Here is a 16,777-nt window from a genome sequence, read left to right as displayed (position 1 = left end):
CCGTGATGGACAGCAAGGAATTTACCGCCGCCCTCGGGCAGCTGCGTCAAGTCCGCGACGACATCAAGTCCGTCCGCAAGGAGCTGCAGCGGCTGGAAGCGGACCGGGACAAGCGGATCGTGGCGCTGGGAGCGTACGAGAAGGCCAAGGCCGACCGAATCGCCCCCGCGGCCGGCCTGGCCGTTGTTGACGTCGTCGCCCTGGTCCCGCATCTGGGCCCCCGTCAGCAGGCGGCCCCGCCGTCGGTCCCCGCGCAGCCGGAGCCGACCGGCGACGACGGCCAGGCCGCAGCTGCCGCGCCGGCGCCCGGACCGGTCGGTGCGCTCGCCCCTCACCTGCGCCGTCCCGAGCCCCGGCCCGCGGCCGCCGACAACGACACCGCGCCCGGCGAGCAGCTGCACGACGCGACCGGCGAACACGTACCGGAGACCGCGGCCGTCGCCGACGGTGCCGCGCCCGCCCTCGAGGAGCCGGCCGAGCAGCACGACCAGGAGCAGCAGCCCGCACCCGCTCCGGTCGTCGTGTCTGCTGTGGAGCAGGGCCGGGAGCTGCCGTCGATCCCGGCCGGGGAGAGCGGCGACGCCTGGTGCGCCCCGACACCGAACCTGGCCTCGAAGCGGCCCAACTTCACCCAGCAGCCGCGCCAGATGGCGTTCCTCGACACGAACACCGGTGTCCTGGTCCACCGCGACCAGATCGTGCGCCTGGACCTGGGCGCCGCCAGCGTCTCGGAGATCCTGACCGCCGTGTACTCCACCGTCCCCGAGTCGGTGGAGCGGATCTACATCACCGCCGGCGACCCGTGGCACTGGGATGCCGACCGGTACCCGTTCCTCCGCGACGCCGTGGCCGCCTGGCTCAACGCGCCGGTGCCCGGCTGGCAGGTGGAGTCCTCCCGGGGCAAGGACCGCCTGGCCGGGCACCTGGTCCACCCGCGCAACCCGGTGGGCCGCTGGCAGCGCGGCGACCAGCACACCGAGATCCGGTCGGTGGGGGAGTGGTTCGACCCCGACGGCGCCGACCCGGCCACCGTGCGGGACGCGTTCGTGCTGCTGTGGAAGCAGCTGCGCCACCACTGGCCGGATGTGACGCTGATGGGCTCGCCCTCGCAGACCGGCCGCGACCTTTGGTCGCGCACCATCCCCGCCAAGGCCGGGTCGCGGTGGGCCGAGGGGTATCCGGTGATGTCGGAGGAGATCCGCGGTCTGCTGCACGCCACCGCCGGGCAGGGCCGCACCGAGCTCATCCTCCCCCCGCGGGTACCGGAGAAGTTGCCGCGGCTGGTGGAGTGCGACCGCACCTTCGCCTACGCCAAGCACACCTGGGCCTCCGGCGTCGGTGCCCCCCGCCGCATCACCGCGGCCGCGTTCGCCGCCATGTCGGAGAAGGAGCAGACGAACGCGCTGTTCGCCCCCAGCCACTGGCAGATCCGCGTCACGGTGCCCGACGGCTGGAACCACGTCGGGATCCTCCCGGCGCCGGCCGCGGGGGACCGGGCCTGGTACTACCCGGCCGAGCCCGGCCAGACCTTCACCACCTGGGCCGGGGGAGCGGAGGTCAACCTCGCCCTGCGCAACCCGATCACCCCCTGGCGGATCGAGATCCTCGACGGCCTGCTGTGGGAATCCGGCACCCCGCTGCGCGACTGGTCCACCCACCTCAAGGACGCCTGGGCATCCCTGCAGGCGCTCGCGGCCAACCACGGCGACGAGCGGCAGCGCACCGCCGCCCACCTCGCCTCCCGAGCGGTCCGCAGCATCCTGCTGTACGGCATCGGCGGTTTCGCCCAGCGTCCCCGCATCACCACCCGCTCCGTCCCCGTCGGCCACGAGCACGAGATCCCGGCCGGCGCGCAGATCATCGGTTCCGACGGCGAGACGATCACCTGGCAGCGCAGCGCCGGATTCTCCCGCGACCCCTACGCGCACCCCGAGTGGGCGGCCGGGGTGTGGTCCGGCGCCCGGGCCGCGCTGCTGTCCACCAAGATGCGCGAGGACAACACGTTCGTCGGCGCGCTGCACCTGCCGCCCGACTCGATCGTGGCCTTCCGCACCGACGCCATCTACACCACCCACGACGCCCCCTGGCCCTACCACGGCCAGCCCGGCGACTACCTCATGAAAGGCCACCTGCCCGGACCGATCACCGGCCCGCGCACCGAGGAGGAACTGCTGACCCTGCAGACCCTCGGCCGCGCCCACCTCGCCGAGGAACAGGAGGCCGGGCAGTGAGCAGCAGCGTGCAGTGGGGCGGCCAGTGGGAACACCCGGCGTGCGGCGCCACCGGTGAGCAGGCGTGGGCGGACGAAGACACCGTGTTCTCCCAGCACGCCTGCGGCCGCGACGGTGAGGTGACCTGGCACGCGGAGTGGCACTGCGATGAGTGCGGTGCGACGGGCGATGACCTGTTCGACGACGACACCGTCACCTACTCCGACCACGACTGCGGCAACGACCTTCAGGAGGCGGCGTGACACCGCGCAGGCGCAGGACAGGCGGCGGCCGACGCGGCCGTGCCGGACGGCCGCAGGCGAACGAGGCGGCCCGGCTGACCCAGGAACTGCTGAACGCCGGCTTCACCAAACGCGACGTCGGCGAGATCATCGGACGCAACCCCTCCCTGGTGAGCCAGTTCTTCACCAAGGGCAAAGGCGCCTCCTACGTGGAGGCGCTGCACTACGCCGTCCAGGAGCTCCAGGTCGGCGCCGCCACCACCGTCCCCGAGCTCAAGGCAGTGGCGCAGCCCTACGTCCACCGCCGCACCACCAAGGCCGGGAAGACCGCGCGGGTGCGCACCAAGGACGTGATCGCCACCCCGGGCCGCTCCACCATGGCCCGGGCCGCCAAGCAGCACATCGCCTCCGGCGCCGCCCGGCTGCGCCCGGTGGTGGAGAACAGCGCGGCGGCCGAGGGCCGGATCGCGTTCACCGTCCGGGCCAAGAAGAAGGACTTCCTGATCGACTCCGGCCGCATGCGGGACTCACCGGGCGTGCGACGCAACGTCGTCCAGCGCAGGGACAGCACCGAAGAGCGCGCGTACGGCAACAGCGCCGGCCCCGGCCTGGGCGAAGCCGGATTCGACGCACGGGAGTGGAAGGACCGGGTCGACGCGCACGGCGGCGACGTCGCCGCCGCGGTACGCGCCTGGATGGTGGACACCGGCCGCCTCGCCCCCGACGCGCAGCTCACCCACCTCGAAGTCCGCGGCTGGACACCCACCTGACGTCTCATCGGAGAGGCTGCCGGTACCGCCTGGACGCACCGGCAGCCTCCCCATTTCATCGGCAGGGTCGGCAACCGCGCAGTTGGCCTACGGGCGATCCGGCACTACAGCACACCCGCCCTCAGCTCGGCACGTGAGGGCGCCGCCGGCTTGGGACCCATCAGCGGGAGACCGTTCCGCTGCCGGTCCTGGCGCGCGGCCCGGGGCCGCCCCCCTGCGTGCTGCGTACGCCGGTAGTTTTCGATGCTCGCGTTGTACGTCTGCACGCGCAGTGCCTCCGCAGGCCGTACTCGGGCCAGTGCCGAAAGCCAGCGCTGGGCAGCTCCCGGATCCACTCCGCAGGCGCGGATGATGGCCATGAGGATGTCGGTCGTCACGGGCCGCTCACCGCGCAGAACGGCCGCGAAGGTGTGGTGGGAGAAGCCGCCGCTTCGGCGCGCCATGTCCCTCAGGCTCAGGCCGCAGAAGCGCCGCATGTGGTCCAGGAGCTGCGCCAGCTCCGCCTGGCTCTTCACCCACTGAGGCGGAGTGAGCTGCCGCGTGCGGGCCCATCGGCTCATCAGCGCAGCGTGATGGTCCTCGGCATGACCGGTGCGCTGGGCAAGCCGGACGCCTTCCCACCGCGAGCGCCAGAGCGCCGGATCGCCACCACAGGCACGGACGTACCCGCGCACGGTGCGCCAGGTGGGCAACGCGCGACCGTTGTGCGCGTCCGAGAGCGAGGCGGTGCAGACGCCGGAGCGCTGCGCCATCTCGGCCAGCGTCGGTTCCCCCGCCCGGGCACGCAGCGCGCGCAGAGCGGAGGCGAAGTCCACCAAGGAGCTGTTCTCGCCCTCGTTGGTGGTGGGCAGGGCGTTCATGGGGCGGGCCACCGTGTCTCCTTTCCGTGAGCCCGCGGCCCGGGGTGCTGGGCCCCGGGCCGGAGGAATGGTCAGGACTGGGTGAAACGGCGGCGCATTTCGACGCTGACGAGCCCGGCAACGCCTACCACGGTCACAGCTTCGGGCAGATCGATCCCCAGTGCGAGGAGGGCGACCAGCGCGCCCAGCACCACGACCAGGAGGACCACGTCGATCCAGGACAGGCGGGGGCGCGGGGCCGAGGGCTCGGGCTGGGAAGGAGACTGGGAGGTGCCGGGGTCTTCAGGAAGAATCAGGGACAAGCGAACTCCAGGTCCGGACGGGATTGCTGCGGACGCGCCCTGGACCGGTTGCAGCCGGTGGACCAGGGCTATTCCTCACGCTACTGAGACCAACGCGCCTGTGTACGACGTAAGTTGCGGTACTCGCACACGTGGTCAACACGCCCTGGATCCGCGACACGCGTGGCACGCTGCACAGTTGGCCGGATTGCATGGATTCGCCCGGAAGATAGGATTTCCAAGAATGTGCGGCACCGTTTCCGCAGGTCACGGCCGCAGTTACTTCGGAGGAAGAGAAGCTTGTAATTCTCCGACAGGGAGTAAATAACTGTCCGCGCTCCGCTTCTTTGAAGTTTTTCGCGGAGTGTCGCGGATGTGTCGCGAATAATCCGCTGTGATCGCGCATGCCGGACTCACGTTTCCGCAGGTCACAGCAGGGAGTTTTTTGTGCGGTGTAACTTCCGGCGCCCAGAGGTTGCTGTTGATCACTTTGGCGGGCGAGACTCTTATCTCGTAGGAACGCGCACTTCAGCGCGGTCTCTCCGGGCGACGATCCGTATTGCTGTGGACGCACCCAGGGACAAACGGGGAGCTTCCGTTGCAGCGGAACCCCCACCAACTTCTCGGCATGCACCCTATGAGGTGAGCAAAGCTGAGGACAGCAGGTGGCCCGGCCAGTCTGGCCGGGCCACAAGTGTGTCAGAAGCCGTTCGCAGAACCGGCACGTTCAGCGACGGAGCCCCGGAGACCGCCGGCGGTCTCCGGGCCTCGGCATGCTGCTGACGGTCAGGATGTGCTGGCAGGCACGGGCCGGTCATCCAGGACGATGGTGGTGACCTCGCTGCCATCGGGCCGCGTATGCGTGGTGTCGGTGACGGCCAGCACAGTGCGTCGGTAGACCGCGCTGGCCAGTGCCCAGGTCGCCATCTCCGGATCGCCCGCAACACGGTCGTCGAGGATCTTGCGCATGGTGACCAGGACCGCCAGCAGGGACCGGCCGGACAGGAACGCCTCGATCTGTCCGTCGGCGATGTCGCTGGTGCGGTCGGGAAGACGGAAATGCGGGTGCTGGGCGGTCTGCTCGAGCACGAACGCCCAGGTGTCCCGGTGGCACACCAGCCGGGCGGAAGCGATAGCGGCCGCCGTCAGCACGCTCTGCAGGTGCTGGTCGTAGTCGGCCTCCTTCCGCGCCTTCCGCTCCTCCACGGTCTCCTGCCCCGGCGGCACGACCGAGGCCTCGACAGACGGTACGGCGGGTTCCGGAGCGGTCCCGGAGGAGGAAAGCGCCGGCACCTCTTCCTCCGGCGGGGCGGAAGGGACCTCGCCCGCGCGCTGCTGTTCGAGCGGCACGTCCTTCGTGCCGCCACCCGCGTCGGCCGACTGCATACCCTCGTGCACCGTTTCCTCCCCCTCGCCGCCGCCGCCGTTGCCGTCGGCGCCGGCCTCCAGAGCCCGCTGCTCATGATGTGTCAGCTCCGCTGCCGTCGAACTCGGCGCGACCGCCGGATTCGAGGCGCTGATCGTGTGCGCCCAGGCCTGCGCGATCTCCCGCCGCAGCGCCTCGACCGCGGCGCGCGTGTCCGACAGATCGCCGAGCATCTTCTCCTGGCGGCGCCGCAGCTCCCGGTTCTCCTCACGCAACCCGGTCGTGCCGAGCTGGATGTTCTCCAGCACCTTGCGCCGCAGTTCTTCTTGATCCTGGTGGAACGCCGCCAGGCCGACGGCGGGGTCGTCCAGCACCCGCCGTACCTCGCCCAGCTCGTTGAGGATCTTCTCGATGTCCTGTCTCCGCGTCATACAGCCCCCTCGCCGTCAAGCGCCACAGCAGCCCATCTCTCCCCATGGCCCCATCGGATGACGCGGCGGTTTCCGGCCGGGCTGCGCAATACGGCAGCCAGCGACGATGCGCACTCCCTGCGGCAGGGCGCGCACCGCGCACGCGGCAGGGGTGCGCAACTCCTACGCGCCGCCGACGTCCCACGGCATCGGCCCGCTGCGGCTGAGAGGCGTGCGGCGCTGCGCGGCTCGCCGGACCGCCACCGGATGCCTCCGGGTGGGCACCGCCGCATACGCCTTGCGCTGGTCTTCGATGGGGCGCACATCCGTTGCCGGGGCCAGGAAGTCGACCGGGACCGGCTCGCCCGCCAGACGCCCGTCCCGGGTCTCCAGGCGTCCCCACAACGTCAGCTCCAGGGCGTACCACCAGGAGCCGTCCCGCTCCTGGATGCGAGCACGTAAGGCGGCCCGGACGACCTGGTCGTCCGGCAGCCGCACGCGCACCCACGGTCCGCTGCCCGCGACCGGGGTGTCTGCCCTACCACTCACGATACGAATATTAGTTCGATGCCATGCGCGGATCTCCGGTCGCTGTGCCGAGAAGTCCGGGCGTACGCCGCGGTCAACCCACCGGTCAACGGTGACCACGAGGTTGACCACGGCAGGCCAGCGGGCCGTGGCTGCGCAACACCCGACGCACCCAGCTCAAGCTCCTGGACAGCCCTGACCTGCTCGCCACCCGCAAGGTACTGATCAGCCGAGAACTGGGGCGGACCGAAGCCGTCCTGGCCAAGGTCCGCGAGGAGGCGCCGTGACCACACCGCACAGCCACTCTCTCACCGAAGACGGTGTCTCCGCGAAGACTGCCGCAGCCCTACGGGCCGCGATGCAACGGCTCTTCGACGGCAAACCACAGCACATTGACGGAGGCCTCACCAAGGAGAAACTTTGGCGAGAAGCCCAGGTCAGCCGGGCCATCATGAACCGAGCCACCGCCATCCTCACCGAGTGGGACAGCCACATCGCCGAACACGGCACCACCACGCCGGGCGAAGCCCGGCGCGATAACGAGATCACCCGGCTCCGCCGAAAGCTCGCCGAGAAGACTCGCGAGTGCACCGCCATAAGTCGGCGCCTGGAGGCTGCCGCAATCGCCATCGCAGTCCTTCACGACGACAACACCCAGCTCCGCCAGGAACTCGCCGCCGACGGCGGCCGCGTCACCCCACTTCGCCCCTGATGAGGCTCGTTGAAAACGGCTCTGTCGAATGACCGGCGAAAGGCGATGATTCTCCCTGGAGTATCCAGTGCCCCGACCACGCGAGGACATGCCGCACCGATGAGCGAACAACTCCCGGAGGACGGCCAGCAGACCGTCCCCACCTGTCAAGGCACGCCCCCACCCCAGGTGGACTTCCCGCCGGTACACAACGGCATCGACTACCTCACCAGTGTGGTCGAGCACCTTTCCCACACCCGCCCCGATCCGCGGGACCTGAAGTACGCAGTCCTGCACCTTCACGCCGCCACCGAGGTACTGCTCAAGGCCCGCCTCCAGATTGAGCACTGGAGCCTGGTCTTCCTCGAACCACTCACCGCCACCCGCGAGAAGCTCGGGAGCGGTGCCTTCACCAGCTGCGGCGTCGAGGAAACCATCGACCGCCTAGAGCGATTCGCCAGCATTCGCATCGAGCACAAGCATCATCAGGCGATCAAGGCCCTGACCCTGGACCGCAACAAGCTCCAGCACTACGGACTTACCCATAACGCCTACGCGGTAGAGGCCCGCGCCGCCGTGGTGCTGCACTTTCTGATGGACTTCATCCATCTGCAACTGCTATGGCGCCTCGATCAGGAGCAGCGGGATCACGCCGAGCGCGAACTTGGCCCGATCCGTAGCGACCTGCCACTAATCGAGAGGTTCGTCGACGCCCGAATGAACAACATCAAGGATGTTCTGGCCAGCTGCCCTGAGTACACGCTCCAATGCGCGGACTGCGGGAAGTGGGCAGCCCTCGTGATGGACGTGGGCGGAGTGCGCTGCCTGTTTTGTAACACCGAGCGCGATCACCCCCTCGAGGCCGCGATCTGGTACCTGGCGCAAGCGGGTAACCAGTTCATTACCGGATCATCGACCGTGCCGACCGCGTGCCCCACCTGCGGAGAGGAGACATTCCGGGGCGACGTCCTATTCGCCGATGCCCCGGACCGGCCGCGGTACTTCTGCTTCTGTTGCCACTTCACCACAGAGACAGCCCTTTGCACGCGCTGTGCTCGCCCCTTCCCTGCCGACGGCAACCGGAGCGAATGCGGCACCTGCACGCCCCCATCGCCTGCCGTGCCCACCCCGAGGAACGTCCCGTGACCGGCAACCCGCGCCTGCACTTGGCATCCGTCTCCTGCTTCCTTGGGCTGGATAAACGCTCCGCCCCAGTCCCCCAGCCCCAGAAGGTCCAGTCCACCTGAGGCCCCCGCCCCCTAGACCTCCACAACCACCGAGCCCGGCGCCGCCCTGGGACGCCCCCGGCCCCGCCGCGATCCGGTGGAGAAGAGCCGATGGGGCATCACGCTGCTCCGCAGCTGGTTTCGTACCGCAGCACCGGGACGCGGCGGTGCTGCTGGCGACCGAGAGAGCCGTCCTGGGCTGTCGGCCACCATGTGAGCCTTGGCGGGGCCCAGCGACAAAACTCGCTGGGCCTCGCCAAGTGCCGGTGCCGAAGCCGACACGGGTGCGGGGGCCCTCGCGGCAACGCGGCCGCCCGCATCGTCCCGGGGTTGTGTGGAGCCACAAGCCGACGGGAGAGGTGTCCCAGAGGTGTGTACCGCCTGGGTGCTTCTGAGAATGGTTACTGCAGTGCAGGTGGCAGGCAATCCCAATTGGGATAGGGATGCGGAAACCCCTGACGGATCCGGGCGTTGCCCTGCGGAAACGGTCGGTGCGGCGGTCTCGATTCGGCGTGCCCAGTACGGGATGAGCATGCGGCTAAACCCGCACGAACATCCCTTCGGTGTCAGGCCGGGTGCGAACGTGCGACAACATCGGTGCATGCCACTCGAACGGGCGACGGCAACCGCCCCCGAGTGCAGACACGTGTGGAGCCACAACCGATGGAGGACGCATGTCCCGACAACCCCTTGGCGCCGCTTGCGTGGAGTCCGGTGCACTCCCGCTGACCTGGCCGCATGTGACGATCGTCGTGGTCGTCTTGATCCTTTCCGTGATCCTCGCTCTCGCGGGGATGCCGTCCCTCTCCGTGCTCGTGCTGCTGGCCGAGGCCACCGACACGGGCCTGCGCCTGGCACGCCGACTGAGCGCCGCCAAGCCGCTCATGACGGAGCAGGGGTGACCATGGGACGGCCGGAGAAGCCCATCGCCCCGTGCGACAAGGACCTGGAGGCCCTGGCACGGTGGCTCCGTGAACGGCGGATCGAGGCGGGATTGAGCTACGTCCAGCTCGCCGAGCGCATCCATCATCTGACCGCGGCCGACGGCACCTTTGCCCGCTGCAGTGCCGACACCCTGGCCAGAGCCGCATCCGGTGCCGCTGTACCGCGGCTGAAGACCGTCACCGCCTACGCCGACGCCTGCGGCGCGGACCAGACAGAAGCCGAGCGCCTGTGGAAACGCGCCCGGTACCGCCAGAGTCTGGCCAAGCGGCGGGACACAGTCCCTCCCCAGCACATCAACTACGTGCGCAACTTCGCCGAGTTGCGCGCCGCGCTCGTGGACCTCTACGAAAAGGACGGCTCCCGGCCGTACGAGGAACTGGAGAGGGCCAGCGACGGTGTGCTGGCCCATTCCACGGTCGCGCGCGTCATCGGCGGCGTGACCGGGCGCCCCACTCGCCTGTTCGTCCTGGCCTTCGCCCAGGCATGCGGCATAAAGGGGTTGGCCCTCAACGGGTGGGGCCAGGCGTGGGACCGGGCCGAGGAGCAGCGGCTCGGCGGCCCTAAAGCGGTCATACAGCGACGGCGCCCCGCGTTCGAGGTCATCCGCCACCCGGGCGGAGAAGTGGAGGTCTATGTGGACCGCTCACGCAACTCCGACGGTCAGGAGACCTGGCGGCTCAGCACCGTGCAGCAGCAGATGGAGCGGTACGTATCCGGGCAGCAGCAGCTGTGGGAACAGCATCTCTCCGCTCGCGAGGTGACGGCCGCCCAGAGCATCAGACACCTGCGACATCCGCGACGAGCAACCGCCTGAAGAAGGCGCTCAGCCACTCCTCACGGCGTTCGTGAGGGGCGGGGTAACTGTCACGGCGGAGGTGTCACGCTCTCCAGCGTGACACTTCCGAACTGGGGAAACCCCGTCCTGCTTGCCGGACGGGGCCCCTTCCCGCCGTTCCGTGACAGCGTGACAGCTTCGGCGGAGCACTGTGATCACTGCGCGGCATCGGCGGGATCATCCCCGGGCAGCAGCACCTCGGGGTTCCCCGCGAAGTACGTCACCTGGGCGCCGGGCACTTCGCGGGAGGGCACCGGTCCGGCCAGGGAGCCGTGCTCGGCGGCGCCCATGGCGGCCAGGACTCCTGCGAGGCGTTCGGCGGCGCCGGCCGGGCCGGTGACCGCGATCCGCATCTCGTACGCGCCCTCGGGCCCGGCGCCTTCGTCCTCACGGCGTGCTGCCCGGCTGCGCCCGGGCCGTCCCGCACCGGTGCCGTCGGCGATGCGCTGCAGGCACAGCAGGAGCCGGTCGGCGGTGCCGGGCGGCCACGGGGCGCGCAGCTCCCCGGTCGCCGGGTCCAGCTCGCCGCGCCACTGCGCGAGGCGGTCGCGAACCTGGCCCGGCCACACCCTGCGGTGCGGGCTCCAGACCCCCGTCTCGACCTGACCGTGCGGCATGGCCGGACCGAGCTGCACAGGGCACCCCAGAGCCGCCAGACGCTCCGTCACGCCCTTGAGCACATCGGCCGTCCAGGTGATGCGCCTGCGGCCCTCCAAGGCCGCCTGGAGGGCCTTGGCGCCCTCCTCCGGCGGGACAGCACCGGCGGGGGCGCCTTTGGTACGCGGCCCGGCGAGCCGCACCAGGACGTCGACCAGGAGGCGGCCGTGGCCGTCGACCGCGTGGATGCGGGCGGCCAGCGGCGGCCGCCGCCGGCCGGACGGTGTTGGCTCGGCCTCCAGCACCTCGACCCACACCACCGCCAGCGCCGGATCGGCCAGCACCCTCTGCGCCCACTCGGCCAGTTCGGCGCGCCGTTCGCGCAGCTCGATCTGGAAGTCCACGATGCGCGCCAGCTTCGCGCACATCGCACACAGGTACCGGCCGCGCCGCTCGGCGAGCGGCTGCTGGCAGTTGGCCCCGCAGTCCGAGCACACGCGCACCGTGGCGGTACGGCGCCGGTCGGCGGCCGCCAGCTGCCCACCACTGGCCTTCGTCGGCACCGCCTCGGCCACCGCGTACAGCTCGATGTCCATCTCACGGCCGCGGAAATCCCGCCCGGTCACCCAGCCGCGCACCGGCCCGCCCGGCTCACGCGGCAGATCCGCCCGTCCCAGCTGCGACTTCGACGCCAGCGTCCACGGCACCTCACCCCACCACCGATACGACACCGGCGACTTCGCGGAATCCCGCGGCCGCGGCGCCGCGCTGTTCCCGACCGTCGTGCTGTCGTCCTGCCGCTGCTCCTGGCCGTGCTCGAGCTCGTCCACCCGGTCCACTGCACACCCGTCCCTTGTGATCGCGCGGCGACAATCCGTCACCGCCCATGGGGTGTGACGGTAGCCCTCCATTCCTCCTTGCACAACCATCAAAATGCCCTTTGACATGGGTGTTCTTAGCTTGCAATTCGTGCGCTGATGGTAGGTTCGGAGTCGATGCCGCGGCGGACGCCCGCCCGCCAGATCGCGCCGGCCGTCGTCACCTGGGCCGCCAGCCGCTCGTACTCGGCCAGAGCCTCGTCCTCACCCTCGGAGCGGAACCGCCGATTGGGCAGCGCATCGGGGTACCTGTCGCGCCAGTCGCGCAACTGCCCGATCGCCTCCTCCGAGGTGTGCCAGCACGCCGACCACACCGTGTTCACCAGACCAGACGGCAGACGCACCGTCACCCCCTCAGGCCACGCCCCATCCCGGGAACCGGGCCAGCGCCCCGGCAGCAACGCCTGCGCCGGCACCGGCGGCCACTCCCGATCCCAGCCCCGCTCCGCCAGTTCGGCCCGCACCCCACACGCCACCAGCACGTCCAGGGTGTCCACCAGCTCACCGGTCTCGCGCAGGTGCTCCTTGAACATCTCCCACTGCGCCCGCTTCGCCGCGGCCTCCCGGCCGGACAGCCCCTCGGTGCTCCATTCCGGCTCGCGCGCGAATCTCTTGGCCCGCTCCCGCTCGGCCTTGAACAGGGGCTTGAGGCCCCTGAGGGTTTCCTTGGTGCCGAACGCCACGCGGGCGGTGACGGTGATGGTCCCTGCCTCGGTCATGGCGCTCATCATCCCGCCCCCAGCTTGCAAACCCAGCGGAACAACCTGCCGGGCACTCCCACTGCGAAGGGACGTAGCGAGCGGCTCCCCAGCGCCTTGGAGCACCGATCCCGGGGCGTAGGCGGGGTGCGCCCGCACCGGCCGCCCTCGGCCGGGGCCGCCGACTGGCCGGCCACGAACTGGCGCGCGGCGAGCCCGGCCGGGCTCGCCGCGTTTCGAGCACGATGTCGCCCTGCCGACGAACGCTCGCTGCGCTCCGCAGCAAAACCGGAGTAGAAGACGGGAACGTGACGTCTCTCCAAGCACCCGTTCGAGGGACCGCGAAGGCGCGCGCAGCTCGAGGCCGTCAACGCGGCGTTCCCTTGGAGTGCAGTGGTCAGGGACCGGCCTGGAGCGGCTGAGGGAACTGGGGGAACTGGGGGACTGGAGGCCTCTTTCCCCAGGTGAATAGGCACTTCTGGGGGATTGGGGGGCTGGGGGTGGGGGGTGTCGATCTGATGCGTCCGCTGTGTCAGCGCACGTCGCGGCAGGTTCGCGTTGCGTCCGAGTTGCGTCCTGGCGGACAGCCGCGTCCGGGCCGCGGACGCATCCGGGCGGTTCGGGGACAGGTTGTGGCGGGTGCGGACCGCATCTCGGACGCATCCCGGGACGGGTCGTTGACCAGGCCGCCGCCGTCGCCGGGATTCTGGGGCGGTTGTTGCGCTTGGGGCAGGAGCCACCGCGGTCACTTTGCCCGGGTCCCGATTCGGTGGCCAGTTTCTCATCACCGCGCCGGAGTTCGTGAATCACCGGGGCCGACGTCTTCATTCACCCGCGCCCGGGGCCACGCGGCTGCGCGCCGCTGTGGGGGCGTCTGCGGGCTCGGGTGGGCGTCTGGGCGTCTGGGCGTCTGGGCGCGTCCGCGTCCGTGAGAGGCCCGTCCGGGGCGGCGCGGTGGGCTGGTTGCGGCCGGATAGCCGGAAGGGGTCTTCGGGGTCGGTTTGGGCCCGGCGGGGCCTTGCGCGCGTTTGGCATGCACGGGTGCTCGTGCACGCGTGTGCACACGAGAGGTAGCAGCGCTGGGCGGTCGAGGCGCGGGTGGGTGGCAGGAGCCGTGGCTGCTCGGCGCGGCGGTCCCGCTCGCTCTGGCGGCCGGACGGAGCGCCGGGGACGGGGCGCGGGCAGGGGCCAACGCGTGCCGCGTGTGTGGCGTGCTGCCCGTGCCGCTCGCCCGCGCTTTCACGTGCGCGCGATCCACGCGTACGTGCGCGTGCCCGTACGGGTCGGCCTGCTTTCGGCCGTCACAGCGCCGTGTCACAGCCGTGGTCACCGTTCCGGTCACAGCCGCGGTCCCGGCCGGGGACGCCGGGCTCCAGGAGGCGCCCGCCGCCCCGCCCGGAACTGTCCAGACCTCTCCCGGCTGGCTGCGGGAAGAGGTGTCGCCGTCGCGGACCCACTTGCCCACGGGGTCTGATCTGCAAAAACGAGCGGTGTCCGATTTGGGGGGCTCACACCTTCGGTGTGACCTTCGGTGCAACGTCCGGTCCCACCCCGCAGCACACGACCCGGCCAACCTTCGGAACAACCCCTCCGGAGGCTCCCGGGGCCGCAAGCCCCGACTACCACGTGACCAGGGTCACAGTCGCCGGTGAATGCCCTGCTCAGGCCGTGGTTGCCCCGCTAACCCCTCCGCGTTCGATCCTGGCGTCGCCCTGTCCGGGGTCTCCCTATGCCGCCTCAAGGCATGGGAGTTCACACGCTCCACCGCCATGTCCCGCATGCGAGACACGTATGCCCGAACCCTGGAGGAATCCACCGCTATGTCAACGATTGCCCTGCTGCTCGTCCTGGTCCTGGTGCTGGTCGGCCTGATGGCCGTGGGCGGTCTCGCCTACGCCGTGTACCGCCGTCCGGTGCTGACCCAGCCGGTGGTCGTCGCCCTCTCCGGGGCGATGCTGCTGGCCGCTCTGGTCACCCTCGCGGTGACCGCCGGCGCCCGGTGACCCGGGACGCTCGTGCGGGGACGGGACGCCCGGAAAGCGCCGCCCCCGCACGAGCTGACCCCCCGCTGCGGGAAGCAGCTGCTGCGCCGCGGGACTTCGGGTGCCTTGTCCGAGGCGAGCCCTCACGCTGGCGCTCCCGGGGCCCGGCGGGGCCCCGGGAGCGTGACCTGGTCTGCGGCGCTGGGCGATTGAGAAGTTCTTCATCAATCGCGGACCTGGTGGGCGTCGGAGGTGTGTTCGAGGAGACAGGGGGTGTCTATGAGAAGTAGTCGGCGCGGGCGGCACCCCTTGACCACGGGGCCTGAGCTGCGGCGTCGTCCCCTCGCGTCCGGGCCTGGGGGCGACGTGAGGAGCAACCCGAGAGACGTCTCGCAGGGCAACCCCTGGGGCTCTCTGCCGGGCAACCCGGAAGGCAATCTCGGCCCGCCGGCCCGGCGCGGCATGGCGGACACCATCCTGCACACCACGGTGCACACCGTCCCGCGCACTATCTGGTACACCCCGACCCCGTAAGCAGGGCCGTTTACGCAGGTCACGACCGTAGTCAACAGCCGGACTTCCCTCCTACGCCGCCTTGCTGATGGGGAGAAAGGCGGAGGCGGCTACTCAGGGCGGGACACCGCTACGCTCGCCGCGCCGCGCCGCCCTGGCCCGGCCCGGACGAACAGAGCCCGATCAAGGATCGGGCCCTTCGGTGCGCTCCCCTGTCAGCCCTCTACACCGTCCTCGTCGGGCCCGGTGGCGTCTGGATCGCGTAGGGGCCGCAGGGTCCCGCCAGCCGGAACGGTGGCGCGGGAACTGTAGCGGCCCAGCATGTTGAGGTTGGCGTGGCGGAGTGGGGAGAGTCGGGCGACGTCCTCGTTGAGAACGTCGTGCTCCCGCTGGTCGGCGGGCAGCGCCCGTAGGGTGGTGACGGCGGCGTCCTGGTAGCGGGTGGTCCACGGCACTGCGGCGTTCAGCACCAGGCCGAGCGCGCGGAGCTGGTCCTCCTGCCCCGTCCGGTATGCCTGCCCGCGCTTGCCGTGGTGTCGGCGACCGCAGGACCGTGGGCCCGATCAGGTGACAGGTTCGTCGTTGTGGGGGCCGATGGTGCCGGTGCGGTGGTGACTGCCGTTGGGACCGCTGGCTGACCAGCTGGCAGTCAGTCTGTGGCCGGTTCCCAAGGAGTACTTAGGGAAGACGGACAGCTCCATGCGGCAGGCGAGGAGGAAGGCGCCGCGGGCGTCAGCGAAGACGGCCTGAGCCTCATCGAAGGCATACCGCGCCGCTTGCGGAGGGTTGTCGGTAACCGCCTCGCGGACGGTTGCCTGCAGGGCGGCGGCGGCCTCCTGGAGGTCGCCGCCAGCGTCGTGGACCAGATTTCCTGCGGCCAGGGTGCCGTTCTGGATACGGCCGAGCGTGGTAATGAACCGCTCTGTCACTTCCCACGGGTGCGGCCTGTCCGGACGGGGCCCTCCGTCAATTACAGGGCGCAGGGCCTCGGAGCAGTAACTTTGGAACTCCAGAGCGGCGTCAGCGACGTCGCGCAGTGCGGTCTCCAGCTCTTGACGGCGGACGGCGTCGATGGCCGCACGGGCGGAGTGCTTACCAGCCGCGTAGGAGGCCCAGGCTGTTATCAGCACCAGGGGGGCGCCAACCAGGACAGCGAGGACTTCCGGTTCCTTGAATAAGGCGAGCATCTGGCGATCGTGCCATGAGGGAGGGCAACCAAAGCACGCCGGAACCGCAGGACATCGGCGGTTTCGACAGCAGGCGCCCTTGCGGCTGGTGACTGAGCTAGGACTCTGGGGCCCTGTGAGGGCTCACAGCTGGCCCGGCTCCAGTCGACGGCGTCCCGGCGGCCGCGTCTGGAGCTGGTCCTCGTCGAGTGGGGTGGGTGGCTCGGTGGCGGTCCGTCCACAGCCGAGAGGGCGCGCTCGGCTGTCGCCAATTGGCGACGACGGCGGCGACTCCGGCTCGTCGGGCGGGGCGCCGAGCGTCAGATGCCGGGTGCTGGGGCTGCTCGTAGGAGGCTTGCGGCGATTCCGATCAGGGCTTCGGCTTCCCCGCGGCTGTAGGAGAAGTCCTTGGTCATCTCGTCGGCGTGTTCGGCACCTGACGCCTGGTCGAACGCTGTCTTGTAGATGGCTCGCCATCGCTGTGCCTGGCTGCGTTGGTGCAGATCGTCGGTCTTGCTGATCGACGGCCAGTCGGCCAGGGCGAGGATCCGTTCCAGCGCCTGGCGGGCGCTGCCGATC

17 protein-coding genes and 1 pseudogene are annotated in these 16,777 nt (G+C 70.4%); 9 read left to right on the top strand and 9 right to left on the bottom strand.

Features of this window, described 5'->3' with window-relative positions:
- The first annotated feature begins 5 nt into the window (after positions 1-5).
- From AS97_RS00090 to AS97_RS00080, 3 genes are read left to right on the top strand one after another with little or no spacing between them, the layout of a single operon-like run.
- Positions 6-2,231: a Mucin-19 gene (locus AS97_RS00090; protein WP_210567099.1), complete on the top strand. Its 2,226-nt coding sequence runs from the start codon at positions 6-8 to the stop codon at positions 2,229-2,231.
- Entirely contained in the window at positions 2,228-2,473 is a 246-nt protein-coding gene (locus AS97_RS00085; protein ID WP_210564067.1) for a hypothetical protein, read from the top strand. The genes AS97_RS00090 and AS97_RS00085 overlap by 4 nt, the downstream gene beginning before the upstream one ends.
- A complete protein-coding gene (locus AS97_RS00080) occupies positions 2,470-3,222 on the top strand; it encodes a hypothetical protein (RefSeq protein WP_210564066.1) in 753 nt (250 codons plus the stop codon). Before AS97_RS00085 ends, AS97_RS00080 begins: the two co-directional genes overlap by 4 nt.
- A 104-nt stretch (positions 3,223-3,326) precedes the next feature.
- On the opposite strand, the gene AS97_RS00075 is transcribed toward AS97_RS00080, so the two are convergent.
- The 4 genes from AS97_RS00075 to AS97_RS00060 all read right to left on the bottom strand — a co-directional run bounded on the left by AS97_RS00075 (position 3,327) and on the right by AS97_RS00060 (position 6,688).
- A complete protein-coding gene (locus AS97_RS00075) occupies positions 3,327-4,094 on the bottom strand; it encodes a helix-turn-helix transcriptional regulator (RefSeq protein WP_210564065.1) in 768 nt (255 codons plus the stop codon).
- 59 nt (positions 4,095-4,153) lie between these two features.
- Positions 4,154-4,384, bottom strand: coding sequence for a hypothetical protein (locus tag AS97_RS00070; RefSeq protein ID WP_210564064.1), 231 nt, complete (start codon positions 4,382-4,384; stop codon positions 4,154-4,156).
- 765 nt (positions 4,385-5,149) lie between these two features.
- Positions 5,150-6,160: a hypothetical protein gene (locus AS97_RS00065; RefSeq protein ID WP_210564063.1), complete on the bottom strand. Its 1,011-nt coding sequence runs from the start codon at positions 6,158-6,160 to the stop codon at positions 5,150-5,152.
- 162 nt (positions 6,161-6,322) lie between these two features.
- Complete coding sequence (locus AS97_RS00060; protein ID WP_210564062.1) at positions 6,323-6,688, bottom strand: hypothetical protein; 366 nt, start codon at positions 6,686-6,688, stop codon at positions 6,323-6,325.
- A gap of 262 nt (positions 6,689-6,950) precedes the next feature.
- On the opposite strand from AS97_RS00060, the gene AS97_RS00055 reads away from it, so the two are divergent.
- From AS97_RS00055 to AS97_RS00040, 4 genes are all read left to right on the top strand, one after another.
- Positions 6,951-7,379 carry a hypothetical protein gene (locus AS97_RS00055; RefSeq protein WP_210564061.1) on the top strand — a complete coding sequence of 143 codons (429 nt, stop codon included), beginning with the start codon at positions 6,951-6,953 and terminating at the stop codon, positions 7,377-7,379.
- A 99-nt stretch (positions 7,380-7,478) separates the two neighbouring features.
- On the top strand, positions 7,479-8,504 hold the full coding sequence (locus AS97_RS00050) for a hypothetical protein (protein WP_210564060.1): 1,026 nt from the start codon (positions 7,479-7,481) through the stop codon (positions 8,502-8,504).
- A 754-nt stretch (positions 8,505-9,258) separates the two neighbouring features.
- On the top strand, positions 9,259-9,486 hold the full coding sequence (locus tag AS97_RS00045) for a hypothetical protein (protein WP_210564059.1): 228 nt from the start codon (positions 9,259-9,261) through the stop codon (positions 9,484-9,486).
- 2 nt (positions 9,487-9,488) lie between these two features.
- Positions 9,489-10,343, top strand: coding sequence for a helix-turn-helix transcriptional regulator (locus AS97_RS00040; RefSeq protein ID WP_247204748.1), 855 nt, complete (start codon positions 9,489-9,491; stop codon positions 10,341-10,343).
- Between the two features lie 176 nt (positions 10,344-10,519).
- Here the strand turns inward: AS97_RS00040 and AS97_RS00035 are convergent, their stop codons facing one another.
- Both AS97_RS00035 and AS97_RS00030 read right to left on the bottom strand, forming a co-directional pair.
- A complete protein-coding gene (locus AS97_RS00035) occupies positions 10,520-11,791 on the bottom strand; it encodes a hypothetical protein (protein WP_210564057.1) in 1,272 nt (423 codons plus the stop codon).
- Between the two features lie 125 nt (positions 11,792-11,916).
- Complete coding sequence (locus tag AS97_RS00030) at positions 11,917-12,558, bottom strand: hypothetical protein (RefSeq protein ID WP_210564056.1); 642 nt, start codon at positions 12,556-12,558, stop codon at positions 11,917-11,919.
- Positions 12,559-14,357: 1,799 nt separating this feature from the next.
- Here AS97_RS00030 and AS97_RS00025 point away from each other — a divergent pair.
- Together AS97_RS00025 and AS97_RS00020 are read left to right on the top strand one after the other, a co-directional pair.
- Positions 14,358-14,540, top strand: a complete 183-nt coding sequence (locus AS97_RS00025; RefSeq protein ID WP_210564055.1) for a hypothetical protein — start codon at positions 14,358-14,360, stop codon at positions 14,538-14,540.
- A gap of 345 nt (positions 14,541-14,885) precedes the next feature.
- Positions 14,886-15,053 carry a hypothetical protein gene (locus AS97_RS00020; RefSeq protein WP_210564054.1) on the top strand — a complete coding sequence of 56 codons (168 nt, stop codon included), beginning with the start codon at positions 14,886-14,888 and terminating at the stop codon, positions 15,051-15,053.
- Positions 15,054-15,247: 194 nt separating this feature from the next.
- Here the strand turns inward: AS97_RS00020 and AS97_RS00015 are convergent.
- The 3 genes and pseudogenes from AS97_RS00015 to AS97_RS00005 form a co-directional block, all read right to left on the bottom strand.
- A pseudogene (locus AS97_RS00015) lies at positions 15,248-15,550 on the bottom strand (Tn3 family transposase); the annotation flags it as partial.
- A 45-nt stretch (positions 15,551-15,595) separates the two neighbouring features.
- Positions 15,596-16,219, bottom strand: coding sequence for a hypothetical protein (locus AS97_RS00010; protein ID WP_210564053.1), 624 nt, complete (start codon positions 16,217-16,219; stop codon positions 15,596-15,598).
- Between the two features lie 299 nt (positions 16,220-16,518).
- Positions 16,519-16,777 (bottom strand): hypothetical protein (locus AS97_RS00005; protein WP_210564052.1); only part of this gene is annotated, 259 nt, incomplete at its 5' end.

The organism is Streptomyces sp. AgN23 (assembly GCF_001598115.1).
GTDB classification, from domain to species: domain Bacteria; phylum Actinomycetota; class Actinomycetes; order Streptomycetales; family Streptomycetaceae; genus Streptomyces; species Streptomyces antimycoticus.
The sequence above is the reverse complement of the archived record's forward strand: the minus strand, read 5'-3'. Positions and strand labels throughout refer to the sequence as shown.

Coding starts and splice junctions, on each gene's coding strand:
- AS97_RS00090 (WP_210567099.1), top strand. CDS start 6: ATGGACAGCAAGGAATTTACCGCCGCCCTCGGGCAGCTGCGTCAAGTC.
- AS97_RS00065 (WP_210564063.1), bottom strand. CDS start 6,160: ATGACGCGGAGACAGGACATCGAGAAGATCCTCAACGAGCTGGGCGAG.
- AS97_RS00050 (WP_210564060.1), top strand. CDS start 7,479: ATGAGCGAACAACTCCCGGAGGACGGCCAGCAGACCGTCCCCACCTGT.
- AS97_RS00045 (WP_210564059.1), top strand. CDS start 9,259: ATGTCCCGACAACCCCTTGGCGCCGCTTGCGTGGAGTCCGGTGCACTC.
- AS97_RS00040 (WP_247204748.1), top strand. CDS start 9,489: ATGGGACGGCCGGAGAAGCCCATCGCCCCGTGCGACAAGGACCTGGAG.
- AS97_RS00030 (WP_210564056.1), bottom strand. CDS start 12,558: ATGACCGAGGCAGGGACCATCACCGTCACCGCCCGCGTGGCGTTCGGC.
- AS97_RS00025 (WP_210564055.1), top strand. CDS start 14,358: ATGTCAACGATTGCCCTGCTGCTCGTCCTGGTCCTGGTGCTGGTCGGC.
- AS97_RS00010 (WP_210564053.1), bottom strand. CDS start 16,219: ATGCTCGCCTTATTCAAGGAACCGGAAGTCCTCGCTGTCCTGGTTGGC.